This window comes from Streptomyces sp. NPDC048523, from assembly GCF_043199815.1.
Taxonomy (GTDB): Bacteria; Actinomycetota; Actinomycetes; order Streptomycetales; family Streptomycetaceae; genus Streptomyces.
This window is the reverse complement of sequence record NZ_JBICWQ010000005.1, coordinates 215,399-233,580: the sequence shown is the minus strand read 5'-3', so window position 1 is coordinate 233,580 and position 18,182 is coordinate 215,399. Positions and strand designations below refer to the sequence as shown.

The following is an 18,182-nucleotide window of genomic DNA, read 5'->3' as shown; positions in this document are numbered from 1 at the left end:
GCAGCCCTGGCAGGAGCGTTTGAGTGAGCCTTAGCGCTCGACTTCACCCTTGATGAACTTCTCGACGTTCTCGCGAGCCTCGTCGTCGAAGTACTGGACCGGCGGGGACTTCATGAAGTAGCTGGAGGCCGACAGGATCGGACCGCCGATGCCGCGGTCCTTGGCGATCTTCGCGGCGCGCACGGCGTCGATGATGACACCGGCGGAGTTCGGGGAGTCCCAGACCTCGAGCTTGTACTCCAAGTTCAGCGGGACGTCACCGAAGGCACGGCCCTCGAGGCGGACGTACGCCCACTTGCGGTCGTCGAGCCAGGCGACGTAGTCGGACGGGCCGATGTGGACGTTCTTCGCGCCCATGTCCCGGTCGGGGATCTGCGAGGTGACGGCCTGCGTCTTCGAGATCTTCTTGGACTCCAGGCGCTCACGCTCGAGCATGTTCTTGAAGTCCATGTTGCCGCCGACGTTCAGCTGCATCGTGCGGTCCAGGACGACACCGCGGTCCTCGAACAGCTTCGCCATGACGCGGTGCGTGATGGTGGCGCCGACCTGGGACTTGATGTCGTCGCCGACGATCGGGACGCCCGCCGCGGTGAACTTGTCGGCCCACTCCTTGGTGCCGGCGATGAAGACCGGGAGGGCGTTGACGAAGGCGACCTTGGCGTCGATGGCGCACTGGGCGTAGAACTTCGCCGCGTCCTCGGAGCCCACGGGCAGGTAGCAGACGAGGACGTCGACCTGCTTGTCCTTGAGGACCTGGACGATGTCGACCGGGGCCTCGGCGGACTCCTCGATGGTCTCGCGGTAGTACTTGCCGAGACCGTCAAGCGTGTGGCCGCGCTGGACGGTCACGCCGGTGTTCGGCACGTCGCAGATCTTGATGGTGTTGTTCTCGGAGGCGCCGATGGCGTCCGAGAGATCGAGGCCGACCTTCTTGGCGTCCACGTCGAACGCGGCGACGAACTCGACGTCACGGACGTGATACTCGCCGAACTGGACGTGCATCAGCCCGGGGACCTTGGCCGCCGGATCGGCGTCCTTGTAGTACTCGACTCCCTGAACCAGCGACGCGGCGCAGTTGCCCACACCGACGACGGCTACGCGAACCGAACCCATTCCGGTTGCTCCCTGTGTGTACGAGTGAGGCCCTGGCAGGGACCTCACGTGGCGGTGTCGCCGGGCGTATCCGGCCCGGGGGTGTCCCCGGGCCGGGGCAGGACGCCCGGCGCTCCCTCTGTGGTGTCGCGAGTGGGTTCTTCATGGCCGGGGCCCTTAAGGTCCCGGCCGGCCCGCTCGCTCTCGATGAGCTCGTTCAGCCAGCGCACTTCGCGCTCCACGGACTCCATCCCGTGGCGCTGGAGCTCAAGTGTGTAGTCGTCGAGGCGCTCCCGGGTACGTGCCAGCGAGGCACTCATCTTCTCCAGGCGCTCCTCCAGCCGGCTGCGGCGGCCTTCGAGGACTCGCATGCGGACGTCGCGCGAGGTCTGCCCGAAAAAGGCGAAACGAGCTGCGAAGTGCTCGTCCTCGTACGCGTCGGGACCCGTCTGCGAGAGCAGCTCCTCGAAGTGCTCCTTACCTTCCGCCGTCAACCGGTAGACGATCTTTGCGCGACGCCCTGCGAGTGGTGCGGCGAGGGCGTCCTCGGTGGTGTGCCCCGGCTCCTCGATCAACCAGCCGTTGGTGACCAGCGTCTTGAGGCAGGGGTAGAGCGTGCCGTAGCTGAACGCACGGAACACGCCCAGTGACGTATTGAGGCGTTTGCGCAGCTCATAGCCGTGCATCGGGGACTCGCGGAGCAGGCCGAGTACGGCGAATTCGAGGATCCCGGAACGCCGGTTCATCGTCGCCTCCTCGTCTCTATCTCAACCCGATGTATCGACTCGATACATCAAGACGATAGAACGCCCTTCCGGAAGCGACAAGTGGGGGGACGGTGAACGGGATCACATCAATGATTCATGCGACCCAAGTTGCCTGATTTGGGGTGAACTTCGGAGCTCGGCGGGTTTTGACGGTGCGTAGTCTGTGCGGCATGCACACCACCGGGAACCGAGTGACGCCTGGGGGGCGTCGCTGTCCCGGTGCGGTACGGATGAATGAGGAACCGACCACATCCGTACTTCGGGGGGACCGGAAACCAGCCGCCGTTTCCAGGCGCGCAAAGGTGCGCCTGCCCGAGGAGTAGTCGTTCGATGAGCGAGCACCGTCGCAAACCGCCGCAGCCGCAGGGAGGCGGACGTGCCGCGGCCCGACGCGGCCAGTCCAGCTCGTCCTCCGGCCGCCGCGCGGCTCCGCGTGGCGCCACCGGATCTCTTGCCGACTCCTATGGGACGAGTTCCCAGGAGTCGGAGTCCTACGATCCCGGAGGCGAGGAACGTCCGTACGGCAGCCGTGCCGAGGCTCGCCGTGCCGCCCAGAGAAGCACGGGCGGTGGTCGCCGCAGAGGGGCGGAGCCGGACCGCGGGGGTCGGCGCGGGGCGCCGACGGGCCGGGGGCGCGCGTCCGCTCCGGGCAGGAAGCGCCTCATCGACTACCCGCGCGCGGGCAAGTACGGCGTGGCGCGTTGGGTGCCGTCCTGGAAGCTGGTGACGGGGCTGTTCATCGGCTTCATCGGAAGCCTGGTCGCGGTCGCCGGCGTCGGTTACGCGCTCGTGAGTGTTCCGAACGTCGCCGAGACCGCGACGGCACAGAACAACGTCTACTACTGGTCCGACGACACCGAGATGGTCTCCACCGGTGGTGAGACCAACCGCCAGATCGTCAACCTCGCGCAGATCCCGAAGGCGATGCAGTACGCCGTCGTGTCGCAGGAGAACAAGACCTTCTACACCGACAGCGGTATCGACCCCAAGGGCATCGCTCGCGCCGTCTTCAACATGGCCAGGGGCGGTGACACACAGGGTGGTTCCACCATCACCCAGCAGTACGTCAAGAACGCGCTCCTGAACGACCAGTCCCAGACCGTCACGCGCAAGTTCAAGGAGATCTTCATCTCCGTCAAGGTGGGCGCCACGGTCAACAAGGACCAGATCATGGCGGAGTACCTGAACTCCGCGTACTACGGACGCAACGCCTACGGCATCCAGGCAGCCGCGCGCGCGTACTTCAACAAGGACGCCAAGGACCTGAACCCGGGCGAGTGCGCCTTCCTTTCCGCCATGCTCAAGGGCGCCACGTACTACGACCCGGCGGGCGCGACCTCCATCGATCCGGCCAATGCCACGTCCGAGGCCAACCAGCGGCGGGCCCTGCGGCAGATGCAGGACACCCTCGACAAGATGGTCGAGTACGACCACCTCGACGCGACGGAGCGGGCCAGGTACACCACACTTCCCAAGTGGCAGAACCCTCGGTCCAACACCCAGCTCAAGGGACAGATCGGTTATCTGGTCGACCTCGCCAAGGCCTATCTGATCAACAACAAGATCATCAGCGCCGACCAGCTCCAGCAGGGCGGCTACTCGATCTACACGACCTTCGACAAGAAGAAGGTCGGTGAGCTCGAGGCAGCGGTCAAGAAGGTCCGCAAGGAGAACATCGACCCGAAGAAGCGCCCGGACAAGGACACCTATGTCCAGTTCGGCGGGGCGTCGGTGGAGCCGGCCACCGGAGCGATCCGGGCCTGCTACGGAGGCGAGGACGCGACCACCCACTTCACCAACAACTGCGACTCGACCGGTGCCCAGGTCGGTTCGACGTTCAAGGCGTTCGTGCTCGCGGCAGCGATGAAGTGGGGAGTGCGCGATCCGGACCTGGGTGAGAGCCAGGCGCAGGACGAGCGCACGGTCGTCAACGCCAAGAGCCTGTTCAGCGGCCAGAACAAGCTCAAGATCCTGAACTACGACGGTTCGATCTGGAAGAACGAGAAGGGTGAGGAGTGGAACCAGGAGAACGACGGCAAGCAGTCCTATGGCTCTCCGCCCAAGTACCAGATCGACCTGCGTGAGGCGATGCGGGAGTCGGTGAACTCCGCCTTCGTGCAACTCGGCATGGACGTCGGCCTGGACAAGGTGAAGGAGGCGGCCATGGACGCGGGGCTCAAGGAGAACAGCCTGGCCGGTACCAGCTTCCCGTCCTTCTCCATCGGTATCTCCGACCCCAGCGCGATCCGCATGGCGGGCGCGTACGCCACCTTCGCGGCCAGCGGCAAGCAGAACGAGCCGTACTCCGTCGAGAGGGTCACGAGCAAGGACGGCGAGGTCTTCACTCACACGGCGAAGCCCGAGGAGGCCTTCGAGAAGAAGGTCGCCGACAACGTCACCGATGTCCTCAAGACCGTGGTCGAGGACGGCACGGGTACCAACGCCCAGCTGCCGGGCCGTGAGGTGGCGGGCAAGACCGGTACCACCGACAAGAACAAGTCCGCCTTGTTCGTGGGATACACCCCACAGCTGTCCACGTCGATCATCATGTTCCGGATGGACGACGACGAGACGAAGAAGAACCGCACGTTCCTGGAGATGTACGGCACAGGTGGCCAGGAGAAGATCCACGGTGCGTCGTTCCCGTCCGAGATCTGGCACGACTACATGGAGCAGGCACTGAAGGGCGAGAAGGCGATCGACTTCCCGACGCCGGAGCCCATCGGTCAGGTCCTCAACGAGGAACCGAGCCCGACGCCCACTCCGACGCCCACTGAGACCGAGTCGCCCACTCCGACTCCGACCCCGACACCCACCCCGACGCTCACGACACCGACACCCACAGCGACCGAGACCTGCCGGTTCGACTGGCAGTGCGACGACTCGGGCGGTACGGACAACGGTGGCACCGACGGAGGTGTGACCCCGACACCGACGGCCACATCGACGGAGGGGAACGGCGGCAACAGCAACGGCAATGGCAATGGGGGCCTCTTCAACGGTGGCTCAAGCGGTTAGTCGCCACATGTCCCGTCGAGGGTGTTTCACGTGAAACATGGGCCGTCGTACCTACCAGGTGCGGCGGCCCTCGGCGTACTCCCAGCCTCGTACGGCAGGATGGGCCGCATGCCCAGTGCTGAATCGACGCCAGCGAGCGTGCGCGAGTCGGAACCAGTGCGTCCGACCAAGGACGACGAGGTCTCCAGGAACGGCAGTGAGTTCATCGGCGGCCCGCTCGGGCGGCGCGCCCTGCTGGGGACCTCCTGGTGGACGCCCGTCCGGGTGATCGCGCTCGTGGCCATCGGCGTGTTCGCGCTCGGCCTGGTCCAGAAGGCGCCCTGCTACAACGGCGGCTGGTTCTTCGGTGCCAGCACCCAGTACACCCACGCGTGCTACTCGGACATCCCGCATCTCTACCAGGGACGCGGATTCGCCGACGGACTCGTCCCCTACTTCGACAAGCTCCCCGGTGACATGCAGTACCTCGAATACCCGGTGCTGACCGGTGTGTTCATGGAGGTCGCCGCCTGGCTCACGCCCGGCAGCGGCAGCATCCAGCACCAGGAGCAGTGGTACTGGATGGTCAACGCAGGGATGCTGATGGTCTGCGCGGCCATCATCGTCGTCTGCGTGAGCCGTACCCACGCCCGTCGTCCCTGGGACGGTCTGCTGGTCGCCCTGGCGCCCGCCTTCGCGTTGACCGCCACCATCAACTGGGACCTGCTGGCGGTCGCTCTGACGGCCTCCGCGATGCTGATGTGGGCGCGGGGCCGCTCGCTCGCCTTCGGTGTCCTCCTGGGGCTTGCCACAGCCGCCAAGCTCTACCCGCTCTTCCTGCTCGGACCGCTGTTCGTGCTGTGCTGGCGGGCGGGCAAGTGGCGGGACTTCGGCAAGGCATTGGGTGGCGCGGTCGTCTCCTGGCTCGTGGTGAACCTGCCGGTGATGTACTTCGCCTTCGACGGCTGGTCGAAGTTCTACACGTTCAGCCAGGAACGCGGAGTGGACTTCGGCTCCTTCTGGCTGATCTGGGCCCAGAATTCGAGCGACCCGCTGAGCACGGAGACCGTCAACCTCCTCGCCACGCTGCTGGTGCTGCTGTCTTGCGCAGGCATCGCGGTGCTTGCCCTGACCGCCCCACGGCGGCCACGTTTCGCCCAGCTCGCATTCCTGATCGTCGCCGCCTTCATCCTCACCAACAAGGTCTACTCACCGCAGTACGTCCTGTGGATGGTGCCGCTGGCGGTGCTGGCCCGGCCGAAGTGGCGGGACTTCCTGATCTGGCAGGCGTGCGAGGTCGCGTACTTCCTGGGCATCTGGTTGTACCTGGCGTACACGACCAGCGGCAACGCCCACAAGGGTCTGCCGACAGACGGCTACCACTGGGCCATCGGACTGCATCTGCTGGGCACGGCCTACCTCTGTGTGATGGTCGTGCGCGACATCCTCATGCCGGAACGGGACGTGGTGCGCCGGGCCGGCGACGACGATCCCTCGGGCGGTGTGCTCGACGGAGCGGAGGACGCCTTCGTGCTGGGTCCCGCCGCCCATCCACCGCGGCACGCGGCCCACTTCGACGGGCCGGTGGAATGGGGCGGCGACCGCAGCGACCGGGCGAGCACCGACGGTTCGCTCTGAGCGAACACCACCTGTATGGCGTACGCCGGTTGAGCCACTCACGTGAAAGGCCGTACACGGAAGCCTCCGTGTACGGCCTTTTCGCGAGCAGTGCTCAAGCGTTCAGCGATCGACGATCCGGTCGAACTGCGTGGTGGTGTGCCGCAGATGGGCCACCAGCTCCTCGCCGACCTTCGGCTCCGGGGCGTCCGAGGGCACGAACAGGATGGAGACCTGCATGTGCGGCGGTTCGGCGAACCAGCGTTGCTTGCCGCCCCAGACGAACGGAGAAAGGTTCCGGTTGACCGTGGCCAGGCCGGCCCGGGCGACGCCCTTGGCGCGCGGCATGACGCCGTGCAGGGCCTTCGGGGCCTCCAGGCCCACGCCGTGGGACGTACCGCCCGCCACGACGACCAGAAAGCCGTCGGAGGCCGCCTTCTGCTGCCGGTAGCCGAAGCGGTCCCCCTTGGAGACGCGGGTGACGTCCAGGACGGCGCCGCGGTACTCGGTGGCCTCGTGGTCCCCGAGCCACAGCCGCGTGCCGATGCGGGCGCGGAAACGGGTCTGCGGGAACTGCTGCTGCAGCCGGGCGAGGTCCTCGGCCTTGAGGTGGCTGACGAACACGGTGTGCAGCGGCAGCCGGGCCGCGCGCAGCCGGTCCATCCAGCCGATGACCTCCTCGACGGCGTCCGAGCCGTCGGTGCGGTCCAGCGGCAGGTGGATCGCGAAACCCTCGAGGCGGACGTTCTCTATGGCTGCGTGCAGCTGCGGCAGGTCCTGCTCACTGATGCCGTGCCGCTTCATCGAGGACATCACCTCGATGACGACACGGGCGCCCACGAGGCCGTAGACCCCGTCGATCGACGACACCGAGCGGATGACGCGGTCGGGCAGCGGTACGGGTTCCTCGCCCCGCCGGTACGGCGTCAGCACCAGGAGGTCACCGCCGAACCAGTCCTTGATCCGCGCGGCCTCGTAGGTCGTGCCGACGGCGAGGACGTCCGAGCCCAGCCGGGTCGCCTCCTCCGCCAGCCGCTCGTGCCCGAAGCCGTAGCCGTTGCCCTTGCAGACCGGGACGAGCCCCGGGAACTGCTCCTGCACGTGCTTGTGATGCGCCCGCCAGCGCGCGGTGTCGACGTAGAGCGTGAGCGCCATGGCCGGACCTGGAACCTTTCTGGTCGCTGCGGTGTATCAGAGGTATGGGAGCTATTGAAGCGAAGAACGCGAGATCAGCGGCGCGACATGTAGATGTCGAGGGCCTTGTGGAGCAGCTTGTTGAGCGGGAAGTCCCACTCGCCGAGGTACTCGGCGGCCTGGCCGCCCGTGCCCACCTTGAACTGGATCAGACCGAAGAGGTGGTCGGTCTCGTCCAGCGAGTCGGAGATGCCCCGCAGGTCGTAGACGGTCGCGCCGAGCGCGTAGGCGTCACGCAGCATCCGCCACTGCATCGCGTTCGAGGGCCTGACCTCACGGCCGATGTTGTCGGAGGCGCCGTAGGAGTACCAGACGTGGCCGCCGACGATCAGCATGGTCGCCGCCGACAGGTTCACGCCCTCGTGCCGGGCGAAGTACAGCCGCATCCGGTTGGGGTCCTCGCTGTTGAGGGCCGTCCACATGCGCTGGAAGTACGACAGCGGGCGGGGCCGGAAGTGGTCGCGCACCGCCGTGATCTCGTACAGCCGCTGCCATTCCTCGAGGTCCTGGTAACCGCCCTGGACGACCTCGACGCCGGCCTTCTCGGCCTTCTTGATGTTGCGGCGCCACAGCTGGTTGAAGTTCTTGTGGACCTCTTCCAGGGAGCGGTTGGCGAGCGGCACCTGGTAGACGTAGCGGGGCTGCACGTCACCGAAGCCGGCTCCCCCGTCCTCGCCCTGCTGCCAGCCCATCCGCCGCAGCTTGTCGGCGACCTCGAAGGCGCGTGGCTCGATGAAGTCGGCCTCGATGTCGCGCAGGCGCTTCACGTCCGGGTTCTGGATGCCGGCCTTGATGGAGGTGGCCTCCCAGCGCCGGATGATCACCGGCGGACCCATCTTCACGGAGAAGGCGCCCTGGTGCTTGAGATGCGCGAGCATCGGCTCCAGCCACTCGGTCAGGTTCGGCGCGAACCAGTTGATGACCGGGCCCTCGGGCAGATAGGCGAGGTAGCGCTTGATCTTGGGCAGCTGACGGTAGAGGACCAGACCCGCGCCGACCAGCTCGCCGGTCCTCTCGTCGAACCAGCCGAGGCTCTCGGAGCGCCACTCCGCCTTGACGTCTGCCCAGGCAGGAACCTGCATGTGGCTCGCCGAGGGCAGGCTCTGGATGTACGCCAGATGCTGCTCGCGACTGATCGTCCTCAGGGTCAGGCTCATTGTGGGGCGCTCCTCGGGCTGGTGTGTCCCCATGGGTACAGGGGCTCCGGCTCTCGCGCCGAAGCCTACTGCGCCTTGCGAGCGCCAGACTGGGCGTACGGCACCTGCGCCCCGGCTCATGGGCCGCTGAGGCGTTCCGCGGTGCTTTGGGTGGTGTTGAGGGGACGGTGCCCGTGGCGTCAGTTGATGACCCCGCCGAAGAGGCCGCCGTGCGCCATGCCGAGGAAGAATCCCACCGCGGCCGCGCCGAGGCCCAGGATCAGTCCGAAGCGTTCCCGCGTCGTCTCCGACACCCACTGGCCGTAGGCACCGGTGAGGATGCCCACCAGGCCGGTCCAGGAGCTGAGCAGGTGCAGGTTGTGGAACATCGCCGAGACGAACGCCGTGATGCCCAGCACCAGGGTCACCGCGAGGAGCGTGTCCTGGAGCGGATGGGACTTTCCGTCCGTGGCGAAAAGGCCGCCGGCGGTGTTGGGTCGCATTGCCTGTGCCATAGGGCACCTCCTGCGGAAGACGGCGCATCGTAGCGCCATACACACCCGATGTTGTACAGAGTGACCGTCCTCGGGGCCGGATTTCAACCGGAAGCCGGTGTGCGGGTAGTCTGTACCGTCTGCACGGTGTCTGCCCATGTCACGACCGGAGCTACCGCGAGGAAGCCCCGATTGTCAGTGGCGGCCGATACCGTTGCGTACGCATCACAACCCTCCTGCCACGGAACGACCGTGGCCGTTGAGTCCAAAGGAGGTGGGTTCCACATGCGTCACTACGAGGTGATGGTCATCCTCGACCCCGATCTGGAGGAGCGCGCTGTCGCCCCCCTGATCGAGAACTTCCTCTCCGTCGTCCGTGAGGGCAACGGCAAGGTGGAGAAGGTCGACACCTGGGGCCGTCGTCGGCTCTCGTACGAGATCAAGAAGAAGCCCGAGGGCATCTACTCGGTCATCGACCTGCAGGCCGAGCCTGCGGTCGTCAAGGAGCTCGACCGCCAGCTGAACCTGAACGAGTCGGTCCTCCGGACCAAGGTCCTCCGCCCCGAGACCCACTGAGCTTCCGCTCAGTTGATCCCGGGATCCGAGTAGCAGCAACCAAGCAGCCAGAGCAAACCCGCCGAGAGGTTCCCCATGGCAGGCGAGACCGTCATCACGGTCGTCGGCAATCTTGTCGATGACCCCGAGCTGCGCTTCACCCCTTCCGGTGCGGCGGTCGCGAAGTTCCGTGTCGCGTCCACTCCCCGCACCTTCGACCGTCAGACGAACGAGTGGAAGGACGGCGAAAGCCTGTTCCTGACCTGCTCGGTCTGGCGTCAGGCGGCGGAGAACGTCGCCGAGTCGCTCCAGCGAGGCATGCGCGTCATCGTGCAGGGCCGGCTGAAGCAGCGGTCCTACGAGGACCGTGAGGGCGTCAAGCGCACGGTCTACGAGTTGGACGTCGAGGAAGTCGGCGCCAGCCTGCGCAGTGCCACGGCCAAGGTCACCAAGACGGCCGGCGGTGCCGGTCGTGGTGGCCAGGGCGGTTTCAGCGGCGGTGGCGCCGGTGGCCAGGGTGGCGGCGGCTGGGGCGGTGGCCCCGGTGGCGGTCAGCAGGGCGGCAGCGCTCCGGCTGACGACCCCTGGGCGACCGGCACTCCCGCCGGTGGCAACCAGGGTGGCGGCAGCGGCGCCGGCTGGGGTGGAAACTCCGGCGGCAGCGGCGGTGGCGGCGGCTACTCGGACGAGCCCCCCTTCTAGGCCTCGGGCCGAGGGGTGGGTCGTACCCACACTTCTTGATCACACAGGAGAAACACCATGGCGAAGCCGCCTGTGCGCAAGCCTAAGAAGAAGGTCTGCGCTTTCTGCAAGGACAAGGTCACGTACGTGGACTACAAGGACACGAACATGCTGCGGAAGTTCATTTCCGACCGCGGCAAGATCCGTGCCCGCCGCGTGACCGGCAACTGCACGCAGCACCAGCGTGACGTCGCCACGGCCGTCAAGAACAGCCGTGAGATGGCGCTGCTGCCCTACACGTCCACCGCGCGATAAGGGAAGGGTGACCGACTAATGAAGATCATCCTCACCCACGAGGTCTCCGGCCTCGGTGCCGCGGGCGACGTCGTCGACGTCAAGGACGGTTACGCTCGCAACTACCTGATCCCGCGGAACTTTGCGATCCGCTGGACCAAGGGCGGCGAGAAGGACGTCGAGCAGATTCGTCGTGCTCGCAAGATCCACGAGATCCAGACCATCGAGCAGGCCAACCAGGTGAAGGCGCAGCTCGAGGGCGTCAAGGTCCGCCTGGCTGTCCGCTCCGGCGACGCCGGTCGTCTCTTCGGTTCTGTCACCCCGGCCGACATCGCTTCCGCGATCAAGGCTTCCGGTGGCCCCGAGGTCGACAAGCGCCGCATCGAGCTGGGCTCGCCGATCAAGACCCTGGGCGCCCACGAGACGTCCGTGCGTCTGCACCCCGAGGTTGCCGCCAAGGTCAACATCGAGGTTGTCGCGGCCTGACGGCTGCGGTTGTCTTGAGCAGTGGTGAGAGGGGCCGTGCCCATGGGTACGGCCCCTCTTGCATGCCACAAGCCATCGCGGAGTGCGTGGTGTTTCACGTGAAACGTGACGGCCCACGATGTTTCACGTGAAACGGTCAGCGGGTCGCGCCGGTGACGATCCAGCGGCCTGAACGGGTTCGCAGCCAGAGCGTCAGCATGCGGATCACCATCATCAGTGTCATCGCTGCCCACAGTGCGGTGAGTCCGCCATCCAGTACGGGCACGAGCAGTGCTACCGGGGCGAAGACGGCCAGGGTGATCACCATGGCCCAGGCGAGGTACGGTCCATCGCCCGCTCCCATCAGCACGCCGTCCAGGACGAAGACGACACCGCAGATCGGCTGGGAGAGAGCCACGATCACCAGAGCGGGCAGAGCGGTGTCCGTGACCGCGGAGTCACTGGTGAAGAGAGGAAGGAACAGCGGTCGGGAGAGTACGACCAGCAGGCCGAGAACGACTCCGACTGCGATGCCCCACTCGACCATCCGACGACATGCCTGGCGTGCGCCCTCAGTGTCGTCGGCGCCCAGATAGCGCCCGATGATGGCCTGGCCGGCGATCGCGATGGCGTCCAGTGCGAAGGCGAGCAGGCTCCACAGGGACAGGATGATCTGGTGGGCGGCGATGTCGGCGTCCCCCAGACGAGCTGCGACGGCAGTGGCGATCATCAGGATCGCCCTCAGGGAAAGCGTGCGAACCAGCAGAGGGACACCGGCTTGGGCGGAGGCCCTGATCCCGGCGGCGTCAGGGCGCAGAGAGGCGCCGTGCTTGCGGGCTCCGCGGACGACGACCACGAGATAGGCGACGGCCATGCCGCACTGGGCGATGACTGTGCCCCAGGCGGAGCCCGCGATGCCGAGGTCGGCGCCGTAGACGAGCCCTACGTTGAGAGCGGCGTTGGCTACGAACCCGGCGATGGCTACATAGAGCGGAGTCTTGGTGTCCTGCAACCCGCGGAGTACCCCGGTCGAAGCGAGTACCACCAGCATGGCAGGGATGCCGAGGGCCGAGATCCGCAAATAGGTGGTCGCGTAGGGAGCCGCCGTGTCAGAGGCACCGAAAAGCTCGACGATCGACGGGGCGGCGGGCAGAACGACGGCGATGACAGCGGCACCGAGCAGTAGTGCCAACCAGATACCGTCCATCCCCTGGCGGATGGCTGCCTGGAGATCGCCGGCTCCTACACGGCGGGCGACGGCGGCCGTGGTGGCGTAGGCGAGGAAGACGAAGACGCTGACGGCTGTCGTGAGGAGAGCCGAGGCGATGCCGAGGCCGGCGAGTTGGGCGGTGCCCAGATGGCCGACGATCGCGCTGTCGGCCATGACGAAGAGAGGCTCGGCGACGAGCGCGCCGAAGGCCGGAACGGCGAGTGCGACGATCTCGCGGTCATGCTGTCTCCGGGTGACCTTGGGGGTCGCGGACGCCTGTGTCATGTGCACCAATCTAATCGTCCACAGGTAAGAGATGCAATGGAGATTAGACCCTTACCCGCGCTCGGAGCGTGCCCGCCGCTGTGTACAGTTCGAACTGATCTTGAGCCGACCGGGAAAGTTTTTCTCCTGCACAGCCGGTGGACGACGAAGATGCAGGTCAGAGTGGGTTTGTAAGAAGGGCACGGAGCTTGTTCACAGGGCTGTCCACCGGGTCGTGCACAGGTTTTGCGGAGTTCTCCACAGCATCCGGGCCGTCGTCCACATGGCCTGTGGATAACCAGATTGGCTGACGGTGCCCGCGGGCCTACGGTGGACCGGCGCCCACTCCGTCCGTCGGCCTGGAAAGCATCACAAAACCGACGCGCCAGAACCGGAGTTGGGCGTCTCATTTGTCAGTGCCGTGCCGTAGAACTGAGAAGCACGGCGAGGGTCCGCTCGGCGGACGGGAGGAGGTGGCTCGGTGAGTATTTCCGAGCCCTTGGACGACCCGTGGGCCGACAGCGGTCCCAGTGATCGTCTGCCTTCCTCGCGTCGCCGCGGCGACGGGGGCCGGGGGCGTGACGAGCAGCACGACCGCGGCAGGGACACCGGCGAGTGGGACGGTGGAGGTACCGCTTTCGAGCGGGTGCCGCCCCAGGACCTGGACGCGGAGCAGTCCGTCCTCGGTGGCATGCTCCTGTCCAAGGACGCCATCGCGGACGTCGTCGAGGTCCTCAAGGGCCACGACTTCTACAAGCCCGCCCACGAGACGATCTTCCAGGCGATCCTGGACGTCTACGCCAAGGGCGAGCCGGCCGACCCCATCACGATTGCCGCCGAGCTCACCAAGCGCGGCGAGATCAACAAGGTCGGCGGCGCATCGTATCTGCACACCCTCGTCCAGACCGTGCCGACGGCCGCGAACGCGGAGTACTACGCGGAGATCGTCCACGAGCGGGCGGTCCTGCGGCGCCTGGTCGAGGCGGGGACGCGCATCACCCAGATGGGATACGCGGCCGACGACGACGTCGACGAGATCGTCAACCGCGCCCAAGCCGAGATCTACGCGGTCACCGAGCAGCGCACCAGTGAGGACTACCTGCCGCTCGGCGACATCATGGAGGGCGCGCTCGACGAGATCGAGGCGATCGGCTCGCGCAGCGGCGAGATGACCGGGGTGCCGACCGGCTTCACCGACCTCGACTCGCTCACCAATGGTCTGCACCCGGGCCAGATGATCGTCATCGCGGCCCGCCCCGCCATGGGCAAGTCCACCCTCGCGCTGGACTTCGCCCGCGCGGCCTCGATCAAGCACAACCTGGCCAGCGTCATCTTCTCCCTCGAGATGGGGCGCAACGAGATCGCGATGCGCCTCCTGTCGGCCGAGGCGCGAGTGGCCCTGCACCACATGCGTTCGGGCACCATGACGGACGAGGACTGGACCCGGCTGGCGCGCCGGATGCCCGAGGTGTCCTCCGCGCCGCTCTACATCGACGACTCCCCGAACCTGTCGATGATGGAGATCCGGGCGAAGTGCCGCCGGCTGAAGCAGCGCAACGACATCAAGCTCGTGATCATCGACTATCTGCAGCTTATGCAGGCCGGTGGGTCCAAGCGCTCCGAGAGCCGTCAGCAGGAGGTCTCGGACATGTCCCGTAACCTCAAGCTCCTCGCCAAGGAGCTGGAGGTCCCGGTGATCGCGCTCTCGCAGCTCAACCGTGGTCCCGAGCAGCGCACGGACAAGAAGCCCATGGTGTCCGACCTGCGTGAGTCCGGCTCCATCGAGCAGGACGCCGACATGGTGATCCTGCTGCACCGCGAGGACGCCTACGAGAAGGAGTCGCCACGCGCGGGCGAGGCGGACATCATTGTGGGCAAGCACCGTAACGGCCCGACAGCGACGATCACCGTCGCCTTCCAGGGGCATTACTCGCGCTTCGTGGACATGGCCCAGACGTGATGCCCGCGCCTCGCATCCGTGCTCCTCACCGGGGCTTCCGGGGCCGGGAGGAGCACAGCCGGCAGCCGTCAGTCGACCGTCCACCGTCGCCCCAGGGTTAAAGAAGTCGACGCCCGCCCACCCCACGGGATGGACTGAGGGCATGACGACATCTCAGGAAGAGCTGCTTCCCGGCACGCGCCGGGCGCTGCTGCACCGGATCGCCGTGGCCCAGGCAGAGGGGAGGGCACCCTCACTGGTCGCGGTGGTCGTGCGGGACGGACGGACCGTGTGGTGCGGAGCGCGCACCTCGGTGGACGGGCACGGCCCGGACGAGAACGTGCAGTACCGCATCGGCTCGATCACCAAGACCTTCACCGCCGTCCTCGTCCTGCGGCTGCGTGACGAGGGGCTGATCGACCTCGGCGACCCGCTGGAGAAGCACGTACCAGGCACGGGAGCGGGGGAGGCCACCGTTGCCGAACTCCTCGCCCACACCGGTGGATTGGCGGCCGAGTCCCCAGCACCCTGGTGGGAGCGGACCTCAGGGGCTCTGCGTCCCGAACTCGCCGACGTACTGGGTGAGCAGCCCTTCCTGCATCCGGTCGGACGCCTCTTCCACTACTCGAACCCCGGCTACACGCTGCTCGGAGCACTCGTCGAGAAGCTGCGCGGGGCTCCCTGGGGGGAGGTGCTCCGGCGTGAAGTACTCGCACCTCTGGGTCTCGACCGCACGAGTCTCCGTCCGGAAGCACCGCATGCGGGCGGCTGGGCGGTCCACCCGTGGGCCGATGTGATGCTGCCCGAGCCCTCCGAGGACCTGGGGCGGATGGCTCCAGCCGGCCAACTCTGGTCGACGGCGGCGGACTTGGCGCGCTTCGCGGTCTTCCTGGCGAACGGCGACGACCGGGTGCTGTGCGCGGAGACCTTGCGCGAGATGCGTACGCCCGCGGCACCGGCCGGGACGGGGGAGCTCGCCGACGGTGCCACGTACGGGCTCGGGTTGCAGATCCAGCACCGTGACGGACGCCTGCTGGTGGGGCATTCGGGCTCGCTGCCGGGGTTCCTCGCGAACCTCACGATCAGTGTGACGGACGATGTCGCCGCGGTCGTGCTGGCCAACTGCACCTCCGGCCCGCTGCTGTCCGTCGTGGGGGCCGATCTCGTACGGATCGTCGCCGAGGCGGAGCCCAGGATCCCCGAGCCCTGGCGCCCGATGCGTGAAGTCGATTCGCCCGCGCTGGAGTTGGCGGGTCAGTGGTACTGGGGAACGCATGGATTCGCCCTACGACTGACGGCGGACGGACTGGTCTCGCTGGAGCCTCTGTCGGGAACGGGTCGGCGTTCGCGATTCCGGGCCAATGGTGATGGCACCTGGACGGGTCTGGAGGGCTACTTCCAGGGGGAGCTCCTGAAGGCCGTACGGCGGCCTGACGGATCCGTGGACCACCTCGACCTCGGTTCGTTCGTGTTCACTCGACAGCCGTACGACGAGGGGGCTTCCGTGCCGGGTGGAGTGGATCCACAGGGGTGGCGAGGCATCGGCTAGGCACCGTGCCCGATCCGACTGAGCGGCGCCCCTGTTTCACGTGAAACAGGGGCGCCCCTGCTGTGCAGAGAGGAAATGGTCATGGAGATCCATCAAAGGGTCAGCTTGAAGCCCACGTGTGAGGCAGTGAAACCGAGCCGTTCGTAGAAGCGGTGGGCGTCAGTACGTGTGTTGTCGGACGTCAGCTGTACCAACTGGCAGTTCTGACGGCGGGATTCCTCGATCGCCCACTCGATGAGCCGGGACCCGAGTCCACTGCCGCGCTCATCGGCGTGGATGCGTACCCCTTCGATGATCGATCTGGTGGCACCGCGGCGGGACAGTCCCGGAACGATGGTGAGCTGAAGGGTGCCGACGACGCGGTCCTCCCGCGTCGCGACGACCACATGCTGGTTCGGGTCGGAGGAGAGGCGCTCCAGCGCTGCCAGATAGGGCTCCAGGTCGTCCGGTGACTCCCGCTGGGCACCCAAGGGGTCATCGGCGAGCATGCCGACGATCGCGGAGACGTCGTCCGTCGTGGCGGGCCGAATATCAAGATCTCCCATGCCCGCACCCTATTGCGGGGCACTCGCGTGCGGGTATCGCAGGTGTACGGAGAGGTTGTCGCCGTTTGCGTATATAGCGCGTCTGCAATTATTGTGGTCGAGCGCAACATGCTCCTGCATTCGTCTGGGAAGGTGTCACCCCCATGCCGCTCGCGCTCCTGGCCCTCGCGATCGGGGCCTTCGGAATCGGAACGACCGAGTTCGTGATCATGGGGTTGCTGCCCGAGGTCGCGGACGACTTCGGGGTCTCCATCCCCACCGCCGGCTTCCTGGTCACCGGCTACGCGCTCGGCGTCATGTGCGGCGCCCCGCTGATGACCGCCCTCGGTACCAAGATCTCCCGCAAGCGGATGCTGATGCTGCTGATGGGGCTGTTCGTCGTCGGCAACCTGCTCTCCGCCCTCGCCCCGGCCTTCACCGTCATGCTGATCGGCCGCGTGGTCGCCTCCCTCGCCCACGGAGCGTTCTTCGGGATCGGCTCGGTCGTCGCGGCCGACCTGGTGGCTCCGGACAAGAAGGCCGGAGCCATCGCGATGATGTTCACCGGCCTGACCGTCGCCAATGTCGTCGGCGTCCCGCTGGGCACACTGATCGGGCAGGGTGCCGGCTGGCGTCTCACGTTCACGATCGTCGCGGCCCTCGGCGTCATCGGCCTGATCGGCATCGCCAGGCTCGTCCCTGACATGCCCAGGCCCGAGGGTGTACGCCTGCGTCACGAGCTGGCCGCCTTCAAGAACGCTCAGGTGCTGCTCGCCATGGCGATGACGGTCCTCGGCTTCGGCGGTGTCTTCGCCGCCATCACCTACATCGCACCGATGATGACCCACGTGGCAGGCTTCGCCGACGGCTCGGTGACCTGGCTGCTGGTCCTCTTCGGCCTCGGCATGGTCGGCGGCAACCTCGTCGGCGGCAAGTACGCCGACCGGGCCCTGATGCCCATGCTGTACGTCTCCCTGGGCGCCCTGGCCGTCGTGCTCGCGCTCTTCACGTTCACCGCACACCACAAGGTCCTGGCCGGCGTCACGATCGCTCTCATCGGCGCCCTGGGCTTCGCCGCCGTGCCGCCGCTCCAGAAGCGGGTCCTCGACCAGGCACACGAGGCCCCGACGCTCGCCTCGGCCGTCAACATCGGTGCCTTCAACCTCGGCAACGCCCTCTCCGCCTGGCTCGGGGGGCTGGTCATCTCGGCCGGTCTCGGTTACACCGCCCCCAACTGGGTGGGCGCCGCCCTGGCCACCGGGGCCCTTCTCCTCGCGTTCCTCTCGGCCGCGCTGGAGCGCCGGGACAGTGCTCCCAGCGCCGTGGTCGCAGGGGCTACACCCACAGAACAGCGGACCGTGGTGCACCACTGAAACTCCGGGACACCGGCGCCGTCGTACAGGC

At 66.9% G+C, this 18,182-nt stretch carries 16 protein-coding genes; 9 read left to right on the top strand and 7 right to left on the bottom strand.

The features are described from left to right. Nucleotides 1-30: 30 nt before the first annotated feature. Together ACGFWE_RS26630 and ACGFWE_RS26625 are read right to left on the bottom strand one after the other, a co-directional pair. Complete coding sequence (locus ACGFWE_RS26630; RefSeq protein ID WP_352387177.1) at nt 31-1,113, bottom strand: inositol-3-phosphate synthase; 1,083 nt, start codon at nt 1,111-1,113, stop codon at nt 31-33. 44 nt (nt 1,114-1,157) lie between these two features. Beyond that, a complete protein-coding gene (locus ACGFWE_RS26625) occupies nt 1,158-1,838 on the bottom strand; it encodes a PadR family transcriptional regulator (RefSeq protein WP_352387175.1) in 681 nt (226 codons plus the stop codon). Nucleotides 1,839-2,189: 351 nt separating this feature from the next. On the opposite strand from ACGFWE_RS26625, the gene ACGFWE_RS26620 reads away from it, so the two are divergent. Both ACGFWE_RS26620 and ACGFWE_RS26615 read left to right on the top strand, forming a co-directional pair. Next, nucleotides 2,190-4,877: a transglycosylase domain-containing protein gene (locus ACGFWE_RS26620; RefSeq protein ID WP_352387173.1), complete on the top strand. Its 2,688-nt coding sequence runs from the start codon at nt 2,190-2,192 to the stop codon at nt 4,875-4,877. Nucleotides 4,878-4,985: 108 nt separating this feature from the next. Further along, nucleotides 4,986-6,494, top strand: coding sequence for a glycosyltransferase family 87 protein (locus tag ACGFWE_RS26615; RefSeq protein WP_393602235.1), 1,509 nt, complete (start codon nt 4,986-4,988; stop codon nt 6,492-6,494). A 102-nt stretch (nt 6,495-6,596) separates the two neighbouring features. On the opposite strand, the gene ACGFWE_RS26610 is transcribed toward ACGFWE_RS26615, so the two are convergent. The 3 genes from ACGFWE_RS26610 to ACGFWE_RS26600 form a co-directional block, all read right to left on the bottom strand. After that, nucleotides 6,597-7,628 carry an alanine racemase gene (locus ACGFWE_RS26610; RefSeq protein WP_352387170.1) on the bottom strand — a complete coding sequence of 344 codons (1,032 nt, stop codon included), beginning with the start codon at nt 7,626-7,628 and terminating at the stop codon, nt 6,597-6,599. Between the two features lie 74 nt (nt 7,629-7,702). After that, on the bottom strand, nt 7,703-8,824 hold the full coding sequence (gene femX / locus ACGFWE_RS26605) for a peptidoglycan bridge formation glycyltransferase FemX (RefSeq protein ID WP_393602233.1): 1,122 nt from the start codon (nt 8,822-8,824) through the stop codon (nt 7,703-7,705). A gap of 179 nt (nt 8,825-9,003) precedes the next feature. Then, the gene (locus tag ACGFWE_RS26600; RefSeq protein ID WP_352387166.1) at nt 9,004-9,318 is read right to left on the bottom strand and encodes a hypothetical protein; all 315 of its coding nucleotides are present in this window, start codon (nt 9,316-9,318) and stop codon (nt 9,004-9,006) included. A gap of 264 nt (nt 9,319-9,582) precedes the next feature. Here ACGFWE_RS26600 and rpsF point away from each other — a divergent pair, with 264 nt between their 5' ends. The 4 genes from rpsF (at nt 9,583) to rplI (ending at nt 11,313) form a co-directional block, all read left to right on the top strand. Continuing rightward, complete coding sequence (gene rpsF, locus ACGFWE_RS26595) at nt 9,583-9,873, top strand: 30S ribosomal protein S6 (protein ID WP_007383258.1); 291 nt, start codon at nt 9,583-9,585, stop codon at nt 9,871-9,873. A gap of 75 nt (nt 9,874-9,948) precedes the next feature. Further along, complete coding sequence (locus ACGFWE_RS26590) at nt 9,949-10,554, top strand: single-stranded DNA-binding protein (RefSeq protein WP_393602230.1); 606 nt, start codon at nt 9,949-9,951, stop codon at nt 10,552-10,554. Nucleotides 10,555-10,611: 57 nt separating this feature from the next. Further along, on the top strand, nt 10,612-10,848 hold the full coding sequence (gene rpsR / locus ACGFWE_RS26585) for a 30S ribosomal protein S18 (protein ID WP_003949403.1): 237 nt from the start codon (nt 10,612-10,614) through the stop codon (nt 10,846-10,848). A gap of 18 nt (nt 10,849-10,866) precedes the next feature. Continuing rightward, entirely contained in the window at nt 10,867-11,313 is a 447-nt protein-coding gene (rplI, locus tag ACGFWE_RS26580; RefSeq protein WP_020134131.1) for a 50S ribosomal protein L9, read from the top strand. A 136-nt stretch (nt 11,314-11,449) separates the two neighbouring features. Here the strand turns inward: rplI and ACGFWE_RS26575 are convergent, their stop codons facing one another. Further along, nucleotides 11,450-12,787: an MATE family efflux transporter gene (locus ACGFWE_RS26575; RefSeq protein WP_352387161.1), complete on the bottom strand. Its 1,338-nt coding sequence runs from the start codon at nt 12,785-12,787 to the stop codon at nt 11,450-11,452. A gap of 460 nt (nt 12,788-13,247) precedes the next feature. Here ACGFWE_RS26575 and dnaB point away from each other — a divergent pair, with 460 nt between their 5' ends. Both dnaB and ACGFWE_RS26565 read left to right on the top strand, forming a co-directional pair. Continuing rightward, nucleotides 13,248-14,726 (top strand): replicative DNA helicase, encoded by a 1,479-nt coding sequence (gene dnaB, locus ACGFWE_RS26570; protein WP_280895147.1) that lies wholly within the window; start codon nt 13,248-13,250, stop codon nt 14,724-14,726. A gap of 142 nt (nt 14,727-14,868) precedes the next feature. Next, nucleotides 14,869-16,254, top strand: coding sequence for a serine hydrolase domain-containing protein (locus ACGFWE_RS26565; RefSeq protein WP_393602227.1), 1,386 nt, complete (start codon nt 14,869-14,871; stop codon nt 16,252-16,254). Nucleotides 16,255-16,346: 92 nt separating this feature from the next. On the opposite strand, the gene ACGFWE_RS26560 is transcribed toward ACGFWE_RS26565, so the two are convergent. Beyond that, nucleotides 16,347-16,799: a GNAT family N-acetyltransferase gene (locus tag ACGFWE_RS26560; protein ID WP_352391439.1), complete on the bottom strand. Its 453-nt coding sequence runs from the start codon at nt 16,797-16,799 to the stop codon at nt 16,347-16,349. Between the two features lie 143 nt (nt 16,800-16,942). Here ACGFWE_RS26560 and ACGFWE_RS26555 point away from each other — a divergent pair, with 143 nt between their 5' ends. Beyond that, the gene (locus tag ACGFWE_RS26555) at nt 16,943-18,151 is read left to right on the top strand and encodes an MFS transporter (RefSeq protein WP_393602225.1); all 1,209 of its coding nucleotides are present in this window, start codon (nt 16,943-16,945) and stop codon (nt 18,149-18,151) included. Nucleotides 18,152-18,182: the final 31 nt, after the last annotated feature.